General features: G+C 36.5%; 21 protein-coding genes, 1 tRNA gene and 1 riboswitch. Of the genes, 20 read left to right on the forward strand and 2 right to left on the reverse strand.

Annotated features, from left to right (window positions below):
• The first annotated feature begins 226 nt into the window (after positions 1–226).
• Positions 227–1,051 carry an XAC2610-related protein gene (locus AC5YGB_RS04520; protein ID WP_496136727.1) on the forward strand — a complete coding sequence of 275 codons (825 nt, stop codon included), beginning with the start codon at positions 227–229 and terminating at the stop codon, positions 1,049–1,051.
• A 32-nt stretch (positions 1,052–1,083) separates the two neighbouring features.
• Here AC5YGB_RS04520 and AC5YGB_RS04525 read toward each other — a convergent pair whose 3' ends face one another.
• The gene (locus tag AC5YGB_RS04525; protein WP_496136728.1) at positions 1,084–1,275 is read right to left on the reverse strand and encodes a zinc ribbon domain-containing protein; all 192 of its coding nucleotides are present in this window, start codon (positions 1,273–1,275) and stop codon (positions 1,084–1,086) included.
• Positions 1,276–1,511: 236 nt separating this feature from the next.
• Between AC5YGB_RS04525 and AC5YGB_RS04530 the strand changes: the two genes are divergently transcribed.
• From AC5YGB_RS04530 to AC5YGB_RS04590, 13 genes are all read left to right on the forward strand, one after another.
• Positions 1,512–1,588, forward strand: a tRNA-Arg gene (locus AC5YGB_RS04530).
• Positions 1,589–1,678: 90 nt separating this feature from the next.
• Positions 1,679–1,746, forward strand: a riboswitch (SAM riboswitch).
• 3 nt (positions 1,747–1,749) lie between these two features.
• Complete coding sequence (locus AC5YGB_RS04535; protein ID WP_496136729.1) at positions 1,750–1,968, forward strand: hypothetical protein; 219 nt, start codon at positions 1,750–1,752, stop codon at positions 1,966–1,968.
• 8 nt (positions 1,969–1,976) lie between these two features.
• On the forward strand, positions 1,977–2,258 hold the full coding sequence (locus AC5YGB_RS04540; protein WP_496136731.1) for a hypothetical protein: 282 nt from the start codon (positions 1,977–1,979) through the stop codon (positions 2,256–2,258).
• A gap of 200 nt (positions 2,259–2,458) precedes the next feature.
• On the forward strand, positions 2,459–3,073 hold the full coding sequence (locus AC5YGB_RS04545) for a tetratricopeptide repeat protein (RefSeq protein ID WP_496136732.1): 615 nt from the start codon (positions 2,459–2,461) through the stop codon (positions 3,071–3,073).
• Between the two features lie 73 nt (positions 3,074–3,146).
• Entirely contained in the window at positions 3,147–3,476 is a 330-nt protein-coding gene (locus tag AC5YGB_RS04550; RefSeq protein ID WP_496136733.1) for a hypothetical protein, read from the forward strand.
• Between the two features lie 128 nt (positions 3,477–3,604).
• On the forward strand, positions 3,605–3,973 hold the full coding sequence (locus AC5YGB_RS04555; protein ID WP_496136734.1) for a DUF4174 domain-containing protein: 369 nt from the start codon (positions 3,605–3,607) through the stop codon (positions 3,971–3,973).
• A gap of 160 nt (positions 3,974–4,133) precedes the next feature.
• Positions 4,134–4,562, forward strand: a complete 429-nt coding sequence (locus AC5YGB_RS04560) for a thermonuclease family protein (RefSeq protein ID WP_026364836.1) — start codon at positions 4,134–4,136, stop codon at positions 4,560–4,562.
• A 91-nt stretch (positions 4,563–4,653) separates the two neighbouring features.
• On the forward strand, positions 4,654–5,427 hold the full coding sequence (locus AC5YGB_RS04565; RefSeq protein ID WP_496136736.1) for a surface-adhesin E family protein: 774 nt from the start codon (positions 4,654–4,656) through the stop codon (positions 5,425–5,427).
• Between the two features lie 37 nt (positions 5,428–5,464).
• Positions 5,465–5,842, forward strand: a complete 378-nt coding sequence (locus AC5YGB_RS04570; protein ID WP_496136737.1) for an NUDIX domain-containing protein — start codon at positions 5,465–5,467, stop codon at positions 5,840–5,842.
• A 34-nt stretch (positions 5,843–5,876) separates the two neighbouring features.
• Positions 5,877–6,626, forward strand: coding sequence for an alpha/beta fold hydrolase (locus tag AC5YGB_RS04575; RefSeq protein ID WP_496136739.1), 750 nt, complete (start codon positions 5,877–5,879; stop codon positions 6,624–6,626).
• Positions 6,627–6,778: 152 nt separating this feature from the next.
• Positions 6,779–7,741, forward strand: coding sequence for an ABC transporter substrate-binding protein (locus tag AC5YGB_RS04580; protein ID WP_020024322.1), 963 nt, complete (start codon positions 6,779–6,781; stop codon positions 7,739–7,741).
• A gap of 65 nt (positions 7,742–7,806) precedes the next feature.
• Positions 7,807–8,871: a quaternary amine ABC transporter ATP-binding protein gene (locus AC5YGB_RS04585; protein WP_053820092.1), complete on the forward strand. Its 1,065-nt coding sequence runs from the start codon at positions 7,807–7,809 to the stop codon at positions 8,869–8,871.
• On the forward strand, positions 8,864–10,360 hold the full coding sequence (locus AC5YGB_RS04590; RefSeq protein ID WP_271770573.1) for an ABC transporter permease: 1,497 nt from the start codon (positions 8,864–8,866) through the stop codon (positions 10,358–10,360). Before AC5YGB_RS04585 ends, AC5YGB_RS04590 begins: the two co-directional genes overlap by 8 nt.
• 8 nt (positions 10,361–10,368) lie before the next feature.
• Here the strand turns inward: AC5YGB_RS04590 and AC5YGB_RS04595 are convergent, their stop codons facing one another.
• Entirely contained in the window at positions 10,369–11,352 is a 984-nt protein-coding gene (locus AC5YGB_RS04595) for a D-cysteine desulfhydrase family protein (protein ID WP_496136744.1), read from the reverse strand.
• A gap of 77 nt (positions 11,353–11,429) precedes the next feature.
• Between AC5YGB_RS04595 and AC5YGB_RS04600 the strand changes: the two genes are divergently transcribed.
• From AC5YGB_RS04600 to recO, 6 genes are all read left to right on the forward strand, one after another.
• Positions 11,430–11,906 carry a DUF1643 domain-containing protein gene (locus AC5YGB_RS04600; RefSeq protein WP_496136745.1) on the forward strand — a complete coding sequence of 159 codons (477 nt, stop codon included), beginning with the start codon at positions 11,430–11,432 and terminating at the stop codon, positions 11,904–11,906.
• A gap of 131 nt (positions 11,907–12,037) precedes the next feature.
• The gene (gene lgt, locus AC5YGB_RS04605) at positions 12,038–12,826 is read left to right on the forward strand and encodes a prolipoprotein diacylglyceryl transferase (RefSeq protein ID WP_496136746.1); all 789 of its coding nucleotides are present in this window, start codon (positions 12,038–12,040) and stop codon (positions 12,824–12,826) included.
• A complete protein-coding gene (locus tag AC5YGB_RS04610; RefSeq protein WP_496136747.1) occupies positions 12,823–13,617 on the forward strand; it encodes a thymidylate synthase in 795 nt (264 codons plus the stop codon). Before lgt ends, AC5YGB_RS04610 begins: the two co-directional genes overlap by 4 nt.
• A 3-nt stretch (positions 13,618–13,620) precedes the next feature.
• Positions 13,621–14,283 (forward strand): ribonuclease III, encoded by a 663-nt coding sequence (rnc, locus tag AC5YGB_RS04615; protein WP_496136748.1) that lies wholly within the window; start codon positions 13,621–13,623, stop codon positions 14,281–14,283.
• Positions 14,283–15,167, forward strand: a complete 885-nt coding sequence (era, locus tag AC5YGB_RS04620) for a GTPase Era (protein WP_496136749.1) — start codon at positions 14,283–14,285, stop codon at positions 15,165–15,167. Before rnc ends, era begins: the two co-directional genes overlap by 1 nt.
• Positions 15,160–15,846, forward strand: a complete 687-nt coding sequence (gene recO / locus AC5YGB_RS04625) for a DNA repair protein RecO (RefSeq protein ID WP_496136750.1) — start codon at positions 15,160–15,162, stop codon at positions 15,844–15,846. Before era ends, recO begins: the two co-directional genes overlap by 8 nt.
• Positions 15,847–15,854 lie beyond the last annotated feature (8 nt).

Below are 15,854 nucleotides of genomic sequence, written 5' to 3' on the forward strand. Positions count from 1 at the left end.
TTATGATAGATTTTCTGGTTCCTACTCCTCTTACAATAGGATTTTTACTAGTCCCTTTTTGTGGATTATTTTTTCTAAAACGTACCAAGTATCGTAAGTTAGGTATTGGTTTAATCATAGTTTTTGTAGGCTTTCTAGTTTACACCGTTTTGGGATTTCTTCTATTGTGGTTATCAGTTTCAGTATTGGGCGCTCACCCTGGGGCTGAATCCCTCATAACTTGATTATGAAAAAACTTCTCCTTCTTTTATTCCTCTCTATAGGAATCAATGCCGCTGCTGAAGATGATTTGGCTGAGTATATGGACAATGGCTTACCAATTCACTATCAATTACTGGATGGCAAAACACCCATTTATATTGAGTTCACTGATGTCATACAAGGGCGCTACATAGTTGATGTTGAATGGTTTCCTAACTGGGGATTAGTGCCTATGTTTAATGGTCCTGCTAATATCAATTTCAAGCTAATTGATAGAGACGTCAAATTTACCATTAAAACTGATTTTTTCAATATTGGCAATAGGATGTTCAGTTTCCCAAAATATAGGATGGATGCGGAAACTATAGCCAGTAAAGAGGTTATTAAAATGAAGTTTAGTGATATAGCTAATGCCCCCTTTGCTTTTGGCGATATGAACTTTGATGGCATCAAGGAGTTAGTCATAGCTAATAGGAAGCAAGGTCAAAGGCATCACGATGCTTATGAGGTCTATTTGATTCAGGAAATAGAAGATACAAGCTACTTTAATATCCTAGATTTAACCGACACATTACCATATAGCAATATAGATGCTACAACGAAGTTTGATTCAGATAATAAGACAATCCAGCTGTATTATGCTGGCGGTGCTTGTAGCTCCTCCTATGAGACTTATAAACGAGTTTTTAGTGACTATCCTTTGAGAGACTATAAGTTCAAATTAATTCGCAAGATTGACTATGAGACTTGGGATAAAAATGGAGATGATATTCCTTGCACCAAGTATGTTTATGACGTCATAGATGGTAAAGAAATCCTAGATGAGGCTATGTCAGGACTTGAAGATTAAGTATAAAAGTAACTCGAAAGCTGTGAAAAAATTTACTCATTTCCATCACCAACATTATTGATTTTTATCTCCCCATCATAAACTTCATAATCAAGTTTATTTGGATTACAACATACCTCACAATCATAAATCTCGCTGATGCTCCCAACAAAAGAGGTTCCAACCTCTAACGAAACTTCAAACTGCTCAAAACAAAAAAAACAAGTGATTGCTTTATATTCCATTTTTATTTTGCATCAATAAATAAATTCTCTGTAAATTTATTGATATAGCTGACAAAAGCGCAATAACTACAATTTCAAACCAAAAACCCATAATTGATCTCCTATTATCTATTCAAATAAAAATGCCCCTGATTATAATTAACATATAATCACACTTGCACTTATTGCGAGATTTATATGAGCAAAAAGCATAAAACCTTTAGTATCACTAAACTGCGGCTTATCAACTAAATATTGCGCTCGTAGCTCAGCTGGATAGAGTGTCGGCCTCCGAAGCCGAATGTCGGGTGTTCGAATCACCTCGAGCGCACCAAACTCAAATCATATGCCATGATTGAGAAACCTTATAGAATATGAATTAAATTGCTAGTATAATTCATCCTAAATAAAGGAATAGTTCACCCTACGAACTAGGTATTTGTTCCATATTGTGTACCTTAGGATTTCCCTTAAAACACTAAAAAGGAGGAAGGTATGTCATACCAAAACCAATCCGATTCACACCATTTAAGTATCATTGTCGGTCCGCCAGGGCAAGAAAATATAATTAATTCTGTTCATAACTTTGCTGCTAAGCAAGATATTTCACTAGATGATGCTTGGACAGTTTATGTGAAATCGAAGGCAGATTATTTTATTGAACCTGATGAATCGGGACTAAGCTACTCTCTGAAATCTTTACTGATATATTAAAGCAGGAGGTGACGGTCTCAGAGTATTTCTTAACGCATTATATAAATACGTTTTCAGTTGACGGGCAATTACGGGTAAAGGATAAAGACGGCTCTAAAAGAGAGCCATATGCTGCTCCAGCAATCATCTTTCACGCGAAGAATATATTAGACATTGAAGGAAAACCAATCAATATTAGGCTTTTTAATGAGCTCAATAGAGATATCCTTCAAAGCCTGATGCTTCTTCTATGGAATGTTAATTGGATTCATACATCAATATCGTATGGATACGAGAAAATTAAAGAGTAGCTTTGTTTAATTGGTATATAGTCCAATCTCCATCATAAATTCATCAACAAAACATAAATCAATTTCTGTAACTTTATAGAATATCAATGTAGTTCTTTTTTAAAAACACTAAAGTGAGATTAGATTGTTTAGTGAACGTTCTCACATCAAAGGTGCTTCTCCTAATTTCCTTTGATTGTTCGCTATAAATTTGGTAATAAATGAAGCGATTTCTTCTTCTACTAGTTTTTCTTACTCAATTAGTTTTTGCTGATGATAGCTATCTTATTGATGACAGCCTTGCAATGGCTAGACAGGGTGAATTTGTTCGAGCATCAAACCTAATTGTTGATTTAGCTAATAATGGTGACTCTACAGCACAGTATGTGCTTTCAATGTACTTCAGAGACCCTAATGCTCTAAACATTCCAGAAGTTGGTGAAATGTGGTTAATGAGGGCTGCTGAAAATAATAATGCCAAGGCTCAATATGATTTAGGTTGGAGACTGGCTGCTGGTTGGAAGAATGACACAGTCGAAGATATTGTGGAAATTATATATTGGTTTGAAAGGGCGACCTTTAATGGAAGTGATGACGCTTATGCTAATTTAGCGACACTCTATGACAATGAGCATAGAAATGTATTACTGGAAATGGAAATTGCTGCTAATAATGGAAATGCTATGGCGCAGTTTAATCTTGGATGGATCAATGCCAGAGGACTTGTTAGTTCTGAAGGCTTAATTCAAGATATGGATGTTGCTAAGGCTTGGTTTGAGAAGTCTGCAAAGCTAGGATTCAAGGATGCCGTTGAAGTACTCCAGAATAACTTTTAATTGGTAATAAAAGTTAAACAATATCAATATCTTATCATCATATTTTAATATAATAATTATGGATTTTTGATAGATGTATGTATCAGTAACAGGAGTTAAACCAAAAGGGTTACTTGGCTGGATTAGGTTTTGGACATTCGCAATCCCTGCGTCAAAAGATGCCCAAAAAGCTGAAGGAATACTGCATTGTGCGCTCAATTCACTTAATGGATACCAACACACATTAACTGTGTGGAAATCAAAAGAACATATGCTAGGTTATTTAACATCTCCAGCCCATTTAAAAGCTATGAAAAATCTTTCTAAGATTGGCAGTGGGAAAGTTTATGGGTACGAAACAAACAATATCCCAAGCTGGGAAGATGCATTTACCGAGTTGGATAAAAATGGGCGTATTCATTAAAATATGAAAAAAATACTCCTAATCTTATTTTCCTCTCTTACCTATACAGTTCAGTACTAGCCTGGTGATTAAAGACGATGAGCAGGATAAAAGGATTGTGCTTACTGTTAACTTTATTTTTTCCAATCATGAGTAATTCAAGCGGAAAAATAAATTTAGAAGAATATATTAATTCATTTTCATGGGACAAAAGAATAGTCCTCTTTATTACAAAAGATACTTATTTCATTAATGAAACTGACAATTTTTTTAAAACAAATAGTTGTAAAAATGAAGAAAGAAATTTGAAGTACATCAGAATTGTTGGAGATGACATTATTAAATATACTATTCCAGATAGATATAAGAATAAATATGGACTTTGGTTAATTGGTTATGATGGTGGAGATAAGTCATATTCAAATGACACCTCATTACTGAAAGAAATTCACAATATTATTGATACAATGCCAATAAGAAAGAGTGAAATGACTGAACAAAATGAAAAATGTAATTAAGGTTTTGTTGTAGGATAACTTCCACACTTTGGAGTATCCAAGTCATAAATACTTTTTAAAGATATATCGAAGCACTATCCTGATCCAAAAGTATTTAAAATCTGTGAAAGGGGTTTATGAAGTTTCAGAATCACCTCGAGCGCACCAACATCAAACTATTATGAAAAAAATATTTCTAGTTATTGCTCTTTGTCTTGGAGCTTTTATCGCTCAAGCCGCGACTGAATATGGCACAGCAACGGTATCAAAAGTGATCAGCGTCTATGACGGAGATACTTTTAGAGTAAATATAGACTCTCTGCCCCCCTTAGTAGGCAAAAACATACCTATTCGGCTAAAGGGTGTAGATACTCCTGAAATACAAGGAAAGTGTCAATATGAGAGAGATTTGGCCCTTAAGGCAAGAGATTTCGTCAGAAGTAAGCTCGCAAATGCAAAAGAGATTAGACTGCACGAGCTTCAGAGAGGCAAGTACTTTAGAATAGTTGCTGATGTAATAGTAGATGGAATGAGCCTAGAAAAAGAACTTCTTGAAAATGAATTGGCTTATAAGTATAGTGGTGGTAAAAAATCAAGCTGGTGTAATTGATTTTAAACTTTGAAAACAGGTTTAAATAATCTACATCTAAACAACTTCCAATCTTCACCTTCTGTTTATGCTCATTAAATAGAATACGCACATGAAAAAAATATCACTGTTATTAATCTCTCTTTTCGTCTCTCTTTGTGCACATTCTGAGTGGACAAACGTCTTACCAGGAAACAATGCCTCTTTGTATATTGATTTTGAAACATTAGAGGAAAAGGATGGTTTTATCTATTGGTGGTATATGGATACATGGAGCACCGGAAGTGAGAAGACTTATGCACAAGGCGATTGCAACTTAAAGGGATTTAAAGTCAATAAGCGCTCCAGATTTCCTTTTCCTATGGGTGAAGGAGAAGGGGTTGAGAAAGAAGTAGTAAGCGCCTGGGAATATTACGCACCTAACAGTGGCTTTGATGTTTTATTGAGTTTCATTTGTGAAATGTCTAGACTGTCTCCTGAAGAAAAAGCAGAGCGTATAGAGGTTTTAAATAAAAGAAATGAAGAGTTTGAAAGGCAAAGAAGAGAGGCACTAAATATGAAAAATTCCACTCAAGTCAGTAATAGCAATTCTTCCTATGTCAAAGCAATTAATACAAAAATAAAATCCTTTTGGAAGTACGATAACGTCGATACGAATTGGAGTTGTAACGTCCAAATAAATCAAGCAATGAACGGTGCAATAGAGGGTGTCAAAATTTTAGGGTGTGATGTTGGTAGTATTGAGGACTCCTCAGCGGCAAAAAGTAAATCGCAAGCCTTTGGTAACTCTATCAGAAGGGCAGTCTTTAAATCTTCCCCGCTCCCACTTCCTCAAAATCAAGCAGATTTCAAAAAAAAACTCATTATCAAATTTAGTGCCAACTAGTATAATTAGAGTCATTATTTAATGATGTAATGCTCCAATGAAAGCTACTCATGTTGTTGCTGCAATAATTAAAAAAAACAACCATTACCTCATAGCTAAAAGAAATCGAGACAAATATATGGGTCTCTTGTGGGAGTTCCCTGGTGGAAAGGTTGAAAGGTCCGAAACCTTTGAAGAGGCTCTGTCTAGGGAAATTCTTGAAGAGCTCAATGTCTCTATCACTATTCACAACAAAATAGCTGAAGAAAAATATAAAGATGACGAAATTGACATTGTCTTACATTACTTTGTCTGCACTATAAATCAAGGGGAATTGATACTCTCTGAACACGAGGCAATCGAATGGGTCGCAAAAGAAGATTTTGATCAATACCACTTTGTTGCAGGAGATGGGAATATTACTTCACTACTATAATTAAAGTCTTTTAAATACTTTATCATTCTCAATCATGAAACTTTTATCTTATAAAAAAATTGGAAAGGGTAAGCCATTAGTATTGGTTCATGGCTATTTAGGTGGTCAGGATATGTGGAAGTTTCAAGAAGAGCTGAAGGATCACTTTGAGCTAATCATGCCTTCACTCCCTGGCTATGGGGAGAGTGCATTTATGATTGCACCTTCAACTATCCGTGATAATGCAGTCAAAGTTTTCGAGTTATTAGATGCACTAGGAGTCGAAACTTTTTACCTATTAGGTCACTCTATGGGCGGAATGATAGTTCAGGAGATGGCCGCATTATTCCCAGAGAGAGTTAAAAAATTGATCTGCTTTGGAACTGGCTCAATTGGGGTCTTGCCAAATCGATTTGAAACGATTGAAGAATCCAGAAACAAAATCAAAGAAAAGGGAATTAAAGAGACTAGAGAAAATATCGCAAAGACATGGTTTGTTGATTATTTACTAGGTGATGGCTATCAATTGTGTTTGGATGAAGGTGCTAAGGCAACTACTCAGGCAGCTTTGGCAAGCCTTGATGCTTGGGATTCTTGGGATGGGAGAGGGCAGCTAGATAAGATTCAATCACCAACACTGATTCTATGGTCGGACAAGGACCGTTCATATGACTGGAATCAGCAAGAAATACTTAAACGTGGCATTCATAACTCTAAACTAGAAATCATAAAGGATTGCGCTCACAACTCTCATATGGAGAAACCTGAGCTAGTTAATAAAATTATTAAAGAGTTCCTCTCATAAGATCAAGTTAGTTTCATTATGAAACATAAGTTTTCATAATATGAAAATATGCATAAAAGATATATATTAATTGATGTATACTAAATTTTTCAAACAAAAAAAGATAATATCAAAATCGTTTGAAAAAAATCTAAATATTTGAGGAGAAAATAATGAAAATGATGAAGAAAACAGCTATAGCAGCTGTTGTAGCGTTGTCTGCTTCTATGACAACATACGCTGAAAAAGTGAATATTGGCGATCCGGGTTGGACAGGCGCAACAGCTATTGCAAACCTTTTATCTGCAGTTATTACTGACAAAATGGGTGGAGAAGTTGAGCTGGTCCCAGGCAACAATACTGCCATTTATGGAGCAATTGATAGAAGCAAGGGTGAGATTGAAGTTCATCCAGATGTCTGGTTACCTAACCAGCAAGCATATACAAATGACCTAGTTCCTAAGGGCACTCTTAAATTAAGCTCTAAGAGTTACGAAGGAAACCAAGGTTATTGCGTGTCGCAGGCATTCGCTGCAGAAATGGATATTACATCTATTTTTGACTTAGGGCGTCCTGAAGTTGTCGCTGCAATGGATAGTGACGGTAATGGTAAAGGTGAATTTTGGATTGGTGCTGATGGCTGGGCCTCTGCTAATGTAAACGAAGTTAAGGTTAGAGACTATAAGCTTCTCGATGCAGGTATTGAGCCAGTTAGAGCTGCTGAAGCAGTTAAAAATGCACGTGTTCTAGACTCAATTAAGAAGGGTGAAGGTTATGCATTCTATTGCTATAAGCCACACGCTATTTGGGGAATGGCTGATGTAGTAATGCTTACAGAGCCAACTCATGACCCAGCTGCATATAAAATGGTTCAACCTAAAGAAGATGCAGATTGGTATAAAAACTCTTATGTAGCTTCTAAAGATGCTTTAAAGAATATTCAAATTGGTTGGGGAACTTCATTAGAAGGCAAATCACCAGCAATTGTTGAGTTCTTTAATAATTTCCAACTAACGTCTGATGATGTTTCTTGGTTAGCTTACGAAGTGTCAGTAATGAAAAGAGATCCAGCTGATGTTGCAAGAGACTGGATGTCACAAAATGAAGATACAGTTGATGGCTGGTTAGGTCTATAATCTAGCTAGTTCGTCTTAAAACCGGCGTTTTATACGCCGGTTTTTTTTAATTAATTCTACAAGTCATGCCTCAACAAAACTCAGGAAGCTTTATTGAAATTAAGAATATCTCTAAGATATTCGGTAATACTTCAAAAGAAGCATTAGATGCCATTACTAAACAACATATTTCAAAGCAAGTTGCTTTAGAAGAATATAACTCAGTAATTGGCGTGTCAGATGTATCCTTTAATATTAATCCAGGAGAAATATTCTGCGTAATGGGCCTTTCTGGAAGTGGAAAATCTACTCTTGTAAGGCATATCAATCGATTATTAGAGCCTACCATGGGTCAAATACTAATTGATGGCCAAGATGTCATGGCTCTTGAAAAACAAGAACTTCAAGATTTTAGAAATAAAAAAATAGGTATGGTTTTTCAAAACTTTGCCTTGATGCCTCATCGATCAGTCATCGACAATATTGCAATGCCTCTAGAGATTAGAGGTGTCAACAAGAATAAGCGATATGGCAAGGCAAATGAAATATTAAACATCGTTGAGTTGCAAGGATGGGGAAATAAGTACGCCCATGAACTCTCTGGTGGAATGCAGCAAAGGGTTGGACTGGCAAGAGCCCTAGCAGCTGATCCAGAGATACTTCTAATGGATGAACCTTTTAGCGCACTGGACCCTCTTATTAGGAGACAACTCCAAAAAGAATTTATAAAATTATCAAAACAGTTAAAGAAGACGACAGTATTTATTACTCATGACCTAGATGAAGCCGTTAAAGTGGGTCATCGAATTGCAATCATGAGAGATGGTATGGTTATTCAGATTGGCACCCCTGAAGAAATAGTGATGAATCCAGAGGATGATTACGTAGCTGATTTCGTCAAAGGGATATCTAGACTAGAAGTCGTAAAAGCTAAATCAATTATGAAGCCAGTTGATGCCTTTAAAAAGGAATACGGGGCAGTTCCTAAGGGTGCCCTAAATATGAATGAAAATGATGACTTAAGTAGCCTGATTGAGACTTCAGTTTCAAGCGACATGCCAATCATAATCAATAATTCGAACAATGAAGAAATAGGTATTGTCTCTCAAAAAGACTTACTGGTCGCCATTGTAGAGGGCCAAGATGAGTAAAGATAACTATATCAATACAGATCAAATCAAGGATTTTGTAAAGACAAGCCCTGATTACTATATTCACGAATTTGAAAAGATAAACAATACATCTAAGTTTGTATTATCGTTCAATTTATTTGCCTTCTTATTTGGCTCAATGTGGTTTGGTATAAGGAACATATGGAATTGGTCACTGGCATTCCTAATTATTGAAACCTTTGCTATTGTCCAAATCATTCGGGGTTTTTTTGGAAACATTAGTGCAGAGGCCTATACCAAGATCGATAAAATTCAGTCGACCATTGACTTTAGACAAAAACAGCTTCAATCAGCCATAGAAAGCAACTCTGATAAAGTTGAAATGTTCAAAAGAACTATTAAGTCTTTAGAAGACTCGATAGCGGGCTACCTTCAAGAGGCGCAAAATATAGAGGCGTCAGGGATTTGGATTGCTATCAGCGGCATCATTCTTTTTCTCTTGATCAGACTTATACAAGGCGTATTAGCAAACTCAATTCTAGAAAGACGGTTCTCAGAGTGGCTATCAAACAAGCTTATTAGCCCTGGAATGGAGTTTAAGAACTATCTGCTAAGCATAACTTTTGCATTAATCATCATTGTCTTCTCCTCTGTTCACTATAGCTTTCCATATCTTGTGGAGCTGTTTGCAGACTTCCCAACACACCCAGATATAAGACTTGCATCAATCGATGGCGTTGAAAAAACTTTTGATTATGCTGTAATTAAAGGAGATGTCCTCTTTAGTGCAATTACTATTGGAATTCGCTCGGTTCTTGACTCTCTTGAAATGCTCTTTGTAACCACACCTTGGATTGTTGTCATTAGTGCGATCGTTTTAATGACAGGCCTTTCAGCAGGACCAAGGGCAGCTCTATATTCACTCTCATTTTTAGCTTACATGGGATTACTAGGGTTTTGGATTAAAGCGATGACAACTCTAGCTCTTCTTGGAACTGCTGCAATACTTAGCATTTCCATTGGTATCCCTTTGGGCATTTATTGCTCGACAAGGCCGAGATTTTATGCCTTTATTAGGCCCATTATGGACTTCATGCAGACTATGCCAGCGTTTGTATTTATGATTCCTGTGATCGCCTTTTTTGGAACTGGAAAGGTATCAGCAGTTATTATTACTATGATTTTTGGTGGAACCCCAGTTGTTAGACTAACCGTCCTTGGCTTAAAAGGAGTTCCTGAGTCAATCAGGGAGGCCGCTATAGCCTATGGCGCTTCGAAGTGGTACCTATTGACCAAGGTTGATCTACCTTTAGCGATGCCAACAATACTGGCAGGTGTTAACCAAACTGTGATGCTGAGTCTTGCGATGGTTGTAGTTGCCTCACTTATTGGTGCAAAAGGCTTAGGCCAAGATGTCTTGGAGGCTCTTCAATATGCCAATGTTGGCCAAGGAATCTTAGCCGGAATTGCAATCTTGTTCTGCGCCCTAATCCTTGATAGAGTAATACAAGGCAAGAAAAGGGACTAAGCTTTAAGTTAACTAAAAGCCCACTCAAAAGCCGGAAGTGCAGCTGACCCACCAGTATGAATAAATAGCACCCTGTCTGAAGAGTTGAAGTAGTTCTTTCTGACTAAATTGATGAGCCCATCAAATGCTTTTCCGGTGTAGACTGGATCGAGCAAAATAGCCTCTTTCGTTGCCATCAAAGATAGCGCATCTCTCATTCCATCTGTCGGCATTGCATAACCTGGGCCAACATAATCATCAAAAACGATAACATCCTCCTCCATGGGCGGATTGCAACTTATGTATTCACAGGAGTTTTGAGTTAATTTAAGAACTCTTTTCTCTTGATTAGATTTATTATCTTTAATACTTATCCCAATAATTTTAGTGTTGCTTTTATAAAGAGTTTTTCCCGCAACAAGACCAGCGTGTGTTCCTCCACTCCCAGTAGCTAAAACAATATGGCTGAATGAGTCCTTATTAGGGTTTTCGAGAATCTCACGCATGCATTCTATATAACCTAACTCTCCTAGCCGATTGCTGCCCCCAACTGGAATAAAATAGGGATTATGGCCATCCCTTTTTTGATCTTCCATAATTTCTTCAGCAAACTCTTTTACATCTCTATCTTTGGGACACAAAATCATCTCAGCACCGAATACTTTATTCAAGAAAACATTTCCTGAATTCATATAGCTTTCAGGTGCATTTTCAAGTCTTTGCTCTAAAACTATGAGACACTTCATTCCGATTTTAGCGCATGCAGCAGCAGTTTGCCTGGCATGATTTGACTGAATAGCACCAACAGTAACGATAAGATCAGCGTTATTTTTTATAGCATCTGGAAGGATAAACTCCAGCTTCCTTGTTTTATTTCCTCCAGTTGCCAGACCCGTGCAGTCATCTCTTTTAATAAATATTTGAGGACCCTTTAGCATATCAGAGATATTTTTAAGATATTCAATGCGTGTTGGGAAGTGACCAAGATCAATTCGTTCAAATTTGTCAAACATAAAAAGAGAGATAGTTGTTTTAGTAAATGATTTAAATATTTATTTAAAATGATTTTATAGTTAAAGTTTTAATTCAAATGCAAATTATAAAAAAAAGTGCTATTTTCTCACCCTGTAATCAATACAGATACTCTCTTTCAAGAGTATGGAACCTAAGCCAAAAGCCTGCATTAATTATTGGACTAAACCCCTCTACTGCAGATGAAAAAAAAGATGATCCAACGATTAGAAGATCTATGCATTATGCTTATCGATGGGGTTTTGGAGGACTCATAATGGTTAATCTCTTTGCCTTTAAAGCAACCTTACCTAGTGACTTAAGAAAAGCAAATAATCCAATTGGTGAGGACAATAATAAATTCATAATAGAGCATCAGAAAGAATCTGGGATCGTTCTCGTTGCATGGGGTAATGATGGGGCGCTACATAATAGAGATAAAGAAGTATTAGACTTGATTAATAACCCTATGTGTCTTAAAGTTAACAAAACAGGGCAGCCAGCCCATCCCCTCTATCAAAAGAAAGGTCTTTCTCCCATCCAATATCCAAGTTAATTATTTGACTCATCCATAAGGACTTAAATACATTCATCTTTCAATAATGCATATAATTTGTCTTTAAATAATATGTATAAATTCTTAACTAAAATTACCAATAAATCTTCACAAGAGGCATGTTCTAATCTATGAAGTATATTGTCATTGATCCTGTTTTAGCAGACCTTGGTTTTGTCAAAATTTACTGGTACGGTGTTATGTATCTTTTGGCTTTTTTATCAGCCTATTTCTTAGCTAAGTATCGCGCAAAATTGAGTACTTTATGGAATATAAAGCATGTTGATGACCTTATTTTTTATGGTGCTCTAGGAGCCGTCCTAGGCGGTAGGCTGGGGTATCTAATCTTTTATAACTTCTCAATATTTATTTCAAACCCACTCACATTCTTTAATTTCCAGAATGGAGGGATGTCATTTCATGGAGGATTTATTGGTGTACTTATTGCTATGCTGATTTTTAATAGAAAATATAAGTTCTCGTTTTTTCAAACAACAGACTTTATTGCGCCACTTGTTCCGCTGGGCTTAGGATTTGGGAGGCTAGGAAACTACATTAATGGCGAGCTTTGGGGTAGGGTAACTGATAGCTCTTGGGGAGTTTTGGCGCCGGATCAGAGCGGACTCTGGGAGCAAAGATTTCCAACTCAGCTATATGAGGCTTTTTTAGAAGGCCTCTTGTTATTCATAATACTTTGGATGTTTAGTAAAAAGAATCCACCATTATTTGCAACCTCGGCCTTATTCCTTATTTTTTATGGCTTTTTTAGATTTATAATTGAATTTATTAGGACTCCAGATTCACATATTGGTTATTTAGCATTTGACTGGCTGACAATGGGCCAACTGCTCAGCTTTCCAATGATACTAATTGGACTCTATTTTTTAAATAAATCTTATAATTTAAAGGGTCAAACATGAAACAATACTTAGATTTTTTGAGGTTTGTTAGAGATAAAGGCGCTGAAAAAACAGATAGAACTGGAACAGGCACTAAAAGCATATTTGGCCACCAGATGCGCTTCAACCTTGATGATGGCTTTCCAATTGTAACCACCAAACGAGTTCACGTCCCCTCAGTTATTCATGAGTTACTCTGGTTTTTAAAGGGTGACACCAACATTAAATACTTGAAAGATAATAAAGTCAATATTTGGAATGAATGGGCTGATAAAAATGGAGATCTTGGCCCTGTATATGGCGCTCAATGGCGTAAATGGAAAAATGCTAACGGCCATGAAATTGATCAAATTCAGCAAGCAATTAATCTGATTAATAACGCGCCAGACTCAAGACGGATTATTGTTTCAAGCTGGAATGTTGGAGAACTTGAAAGCATGGCCCTTCAGCCTTGCCATGCTCTTTTTCAGTTTTACGTTGCAAAAGGAAAGCTCTCATGTCAGCTCTATCAAAGAAGTGCAGACATATTTTTAGGGGTGCCATTTAATATCGCCTCATATGCATTACTGACCCATATGGTAGCTCAGCAATGTGACCTAGAGGTAGGTGACTTTGTTTGGAGTGGAGGTGACTGCCATATCTATACAAACCACTTTAACCAAGTTGATACTCAGCTTCAAAGAACACCAAAAAAGCTGCCAACTATTCAAATTAATAGAAAACCTGAGAGCATATTTGATTATGCATACGAAGACTTTGAGCTCATTGATTACGAGCATGATGACCCCATTAAAGCCCCAGTAGCAGTTTAATTAATGGAAAAACTTCAAAAAAAATTCACTTATAAATTTAACGATATTGCTCTGCTGAAGCAAGCGCTTACGCATCGAAGTGTCAGCAAGAGTAATAATGAGCGACTTGAATTTTTAGGTGATAGTGTTCTAGGGTGCGTTATTTCGGAAGAGCTATACTTACGCTATCCTTTAATTGATGAAGGTCAACTATCAAGACTTCGCTCTCATCTTGTAAGAGGACAAACTCTTGCAAATTTAGCCAAAACTCTAAATATTTCTGAAAGTCTAACATTGGGTCATGGAGAACTTAAAAGTGGGGGTTTTAGACGTGAATCGATCCTTGCTGACGCATTTGAAGCAATACTGGGCGCTATCTTTCTTGATTCTGACTATTTAACTGTAAAAAATATAATCCTAAACCTCTTTAATGACTTACTTAATCAGGCGAAACCAGAGGATTCATTAAAAGATTTTAAAACTCAACTTCAAGAGCTACTTCAAAAGAAAGGGCATTCTCTGCCAAGCTATGAGCTGATTAAGACCAAAGGAAAAGACCATAATGCAATTTTTTATGTGAGCTGTACTGTCTCAGAACTCAATCTTACTTCTGAAAAAAATGCTAAAAGCATCAAAAGGGCAGAGCAGGCTTGTGCTCAGTCAATTTTAGAGGAAATTTTAAAATAATGAGTTTTCAATCAGGCTCCATTGCAGTTGTTGGTAAGCCCAATGTCGGCAAATCTACTCTTGTCAATGAGTTGATTGGACAAAAATTATCGATTACTTCTCATCGTCCACAAACAACAAGACACCGGATAAATGCAATTGATACTCAAGCCAATTACCAGATGGTATTTGTGGATACTCCCGGCATACATATTGGCAACAATAAAGCTATTAATTCATATATGAATCGGGCTGCTAGCTCTAGTTTTAACGATGTAGACATGATCATTTGGATTGTTGAAATTTTTAAATGGACTAAAGAGGATGCTAGAGTAATGGAGCACCTTAATAAGGTAGATATCCCAGTCATACTCTGCATTAATAAGATAGATAAGTTAGAGTCAGCCGATAAAATGTTCCCCTTTCTCGAGACCTTAAGTGAAAAATTTGAAGCCACAGAGGTCTTTCCATTGTCAGCATTTGAAAGAAAAGACACTCAAAAACTACGAAAGTTAATCTTAAAATACCTTCCAGAACAGGATGCGATCTATGATGAGGATTACATCACAGATCGATCTCAAAAGTTTGTGATCTCTGAATTTATTCGCGAAAAGCTGATGAGAAATCTATCGAATGAACTGCCTTACGACATTACCGTTGAGATTGAAAAGCTAGAGCTAGACGGCAAAATGTATCGAATAGCAGCACGTATTTTTGTTGACAAAGCCTCACAAAAAAGCATTGTCATTGGTCAAAATGGCGGTATGCTTAAAAAAATTGGAATGGAGTCTAGACTATCAATTGAGGGCTTTCTGGAAGCAAAAGTATTCCTCGAATTATGGGTTAAGGTTAGGCAAGGCTGGTCAGACGACAAAAGAGCATTAGCATCTTTGGGTTATGACTAGAGTCGAAAATTCACCCGCTTTTTTAATTCATAGAAGAATGTATCAAGGAAACTCTCTCCTACTGGACTTTTTTACAAAAGATCATGGAAAGTTAAGGCTCATTGCTCGAGGTGCAAGAAGTAGTAAAACCTCTCTTCAAATGTTTCAATGTTTAAGCATATCATACAAAGGAAAAGGCGATTTAAAAAGCCTGTCTCAATGGGAAATTTCAGACGAGCCAAGGCGCCTATTAGGTAACGATCTTGTTATGGCAATGTATGTCAATGAACTTATACAAAAACTTCTTCCCGAAGGTGATGAGCATAGTGAAATATTTGAATCCTATTGGTCTTATATTAGGAGTATTAGCTCATTAGATGCAAGTGCAAAAGAGTATACCCTTCGTGTATTTGAAAACCAATTGTTACAAGATTTAGGCTATGGTCTTGACTTTGAAGATGATATTGATGGCAATATCATTAATGACAATCTCCATTATGACTATATTGAGGATCAAGGCTTTGCGCCTAATGTTGAAGGAGAAATTCAAGGCAGAACACTTGTTCACCTTTCAAAATCTAATAAGCCTATTTCTTCAACGAAAGAATTAAGTATTTTGAAAAAAATGAATCGAAAAAGATTAAAATCCTTACTTGGGGATAAGCCTCTTAAAAGTAAAGAATTGTTTTTTGTGAATTAGGTCTAATG

Source organism: Candidatus Pseudothioglobus sp. uisw_142, assembly GCF_059512465.1.

What these genes read in the sequence shown, in the direction of transcription:
- AC5YGB_RS04565 (WP_496136736.1), top strand. Translation starts at nt 4,654, where the DNA reads ATGAAAAAAATATCACTGTTATTAATCTCTCTTTTCGTCTCTCTTTGT.
- AC5YGB_RS04595 (WP_496136744.1), bottom strand. Translation starts at nt 11,352, where the DNA reads ATGTTTGACAAATTTGAACGAATTGATCTTGGTCACTTCCCAACACGC.
- rnc (WP_496136748.1), top strand. Translation starts at nt 13,621, where the DNA reads ATGGAAAAACTTCAAAAAAAATTCACTTATAAATTTAACGATATTGCT.
- AC5YGB_RS04585 (WP_053820092.1), top strand. Translation starts at nt 7,807, where the DNA reads ATGCCTCAACAAAACTCAGGAAGCTTTATTGAAATTAAGAATATCTCT.
- AC5YGB_RS04545 (WP_496136732.1), top strand. Translation starts at nt 2,459, where the DNA reads ATGAAGCGATTTCTTCTTCTACTAGTTTTTCTTACTCAATTAGTTTTT.
- era (WP_496136749.1), top strand. Translation starts at nt 14,283, where the DNA reads ATGAGTTTTCAATCAGGCTCCATTGCAGTTGTTGGTAAGCCCAATGTC.
- AC5YGB_RS04535 (WP_496136729.1), top strand. Translation starts at nt 1,750, where the DNA reads ATGTCATACCAAAACCAATCCGATTCACACCATTTAAGTATCATTGTC.
- AC5YGB_RS04590 (WP_271770573.1), top strand. Translation starts at nt 8,864, where the DNA reads ATGAGTAAAGATAACTATATCAATACAGATCAAATCAAGGATTTTGTA.
- lgt (WP_496136746.1), top strand. Translation starts at nt 12,038, where the DNA reads ATGAAGTATATTGTCATTGATCCTGTTTTAGCAGACCTTGGTTTTGTC.
- AC5YGB_RS04550 (WP_496136733.1), top strand. Translation starts at nt 3,147, where the DNA reads ATGTATGTATCAGTAACAGGAGTTAAACCAAAAGGGTTACTTGGCTGG.
- AC5YGB_RS04575 (WP_496136739.1), top strand. Translation starts at nt 5,877, where the DNA reads ATGAAACTTTTATCTTATAAAAAAATTGGAAAGGGTAAGCCATTAGTA.
- recO (WP_496136750.1), top strand. Translation starts at nt 15,160, where the DNA reads ATGACTAGAGTCGAAAATTCACCCGCTTTTTTAATTCATAGAAGAATG.
- AC5YGB_RS04580 (WP_020024322.1), top strand. Translation starts at nt 6,779, where the DNA reads ATGAAAATGATGAAGAAAACAGCTATAGCAGCTGTTGTAGCGTTGTCT.
- AC5YGB_RS04600 (WP_496136745.1), top strand. Translation starts at nt 11,430, where the DNA reads ATGCAAATTATAAAAAAAAGTGCTATTTTCTCACCCTGTAATCAATAC.
- AC5YGB_RS04555 (WP_496136734.1), top strand. Translation starts at nt 3,605, where the DNA reads ATGAGTAATTCAAGCGGAAAAATAAATTTAGAAGAATATATTAATTCA.
- AC5YGB_RS04520 (WP_496136727.1), top strand. Translation starts at nt 227, where the DNA reads ATGAAAAAACTTCTCCTTCTTTTATTCCTCTCTATAGGAATCAATGCC.
- AC5YGB_RS04525 (WP_496136728.1), bottom strand. Translation starts at nt 1,275, where the DNA reads ATGGAATATAAAGCAATCACTTGTTTTTTTTGTTTTGAGCAGTTTGAA.
- AC5YGB_RS04560 (WP_026364836.1), top strand. Translation starts at nt 4,134, where the DNA reads ATGAAAAAAATATTTCTAGTTATTGCTCTTTGTCTTGGAGCTTTTATC.
- AC5YGB_RS04570 (WP_496136737.1), top strand. Translation starts at nt 5,465, where the DNA reads ATGAAAGCTACTCATGTTGTTGCTGCAATAATTAAAAAAAACAACCAT.
- AC5YGB_RS04610 (WP_496136747.1), top strand. Translation starts at nt 12,823, where the DNA reads ATGAAACAATACTTAGATTTTTTGAGGTTTGTTAGAGATAAAGGCGCT.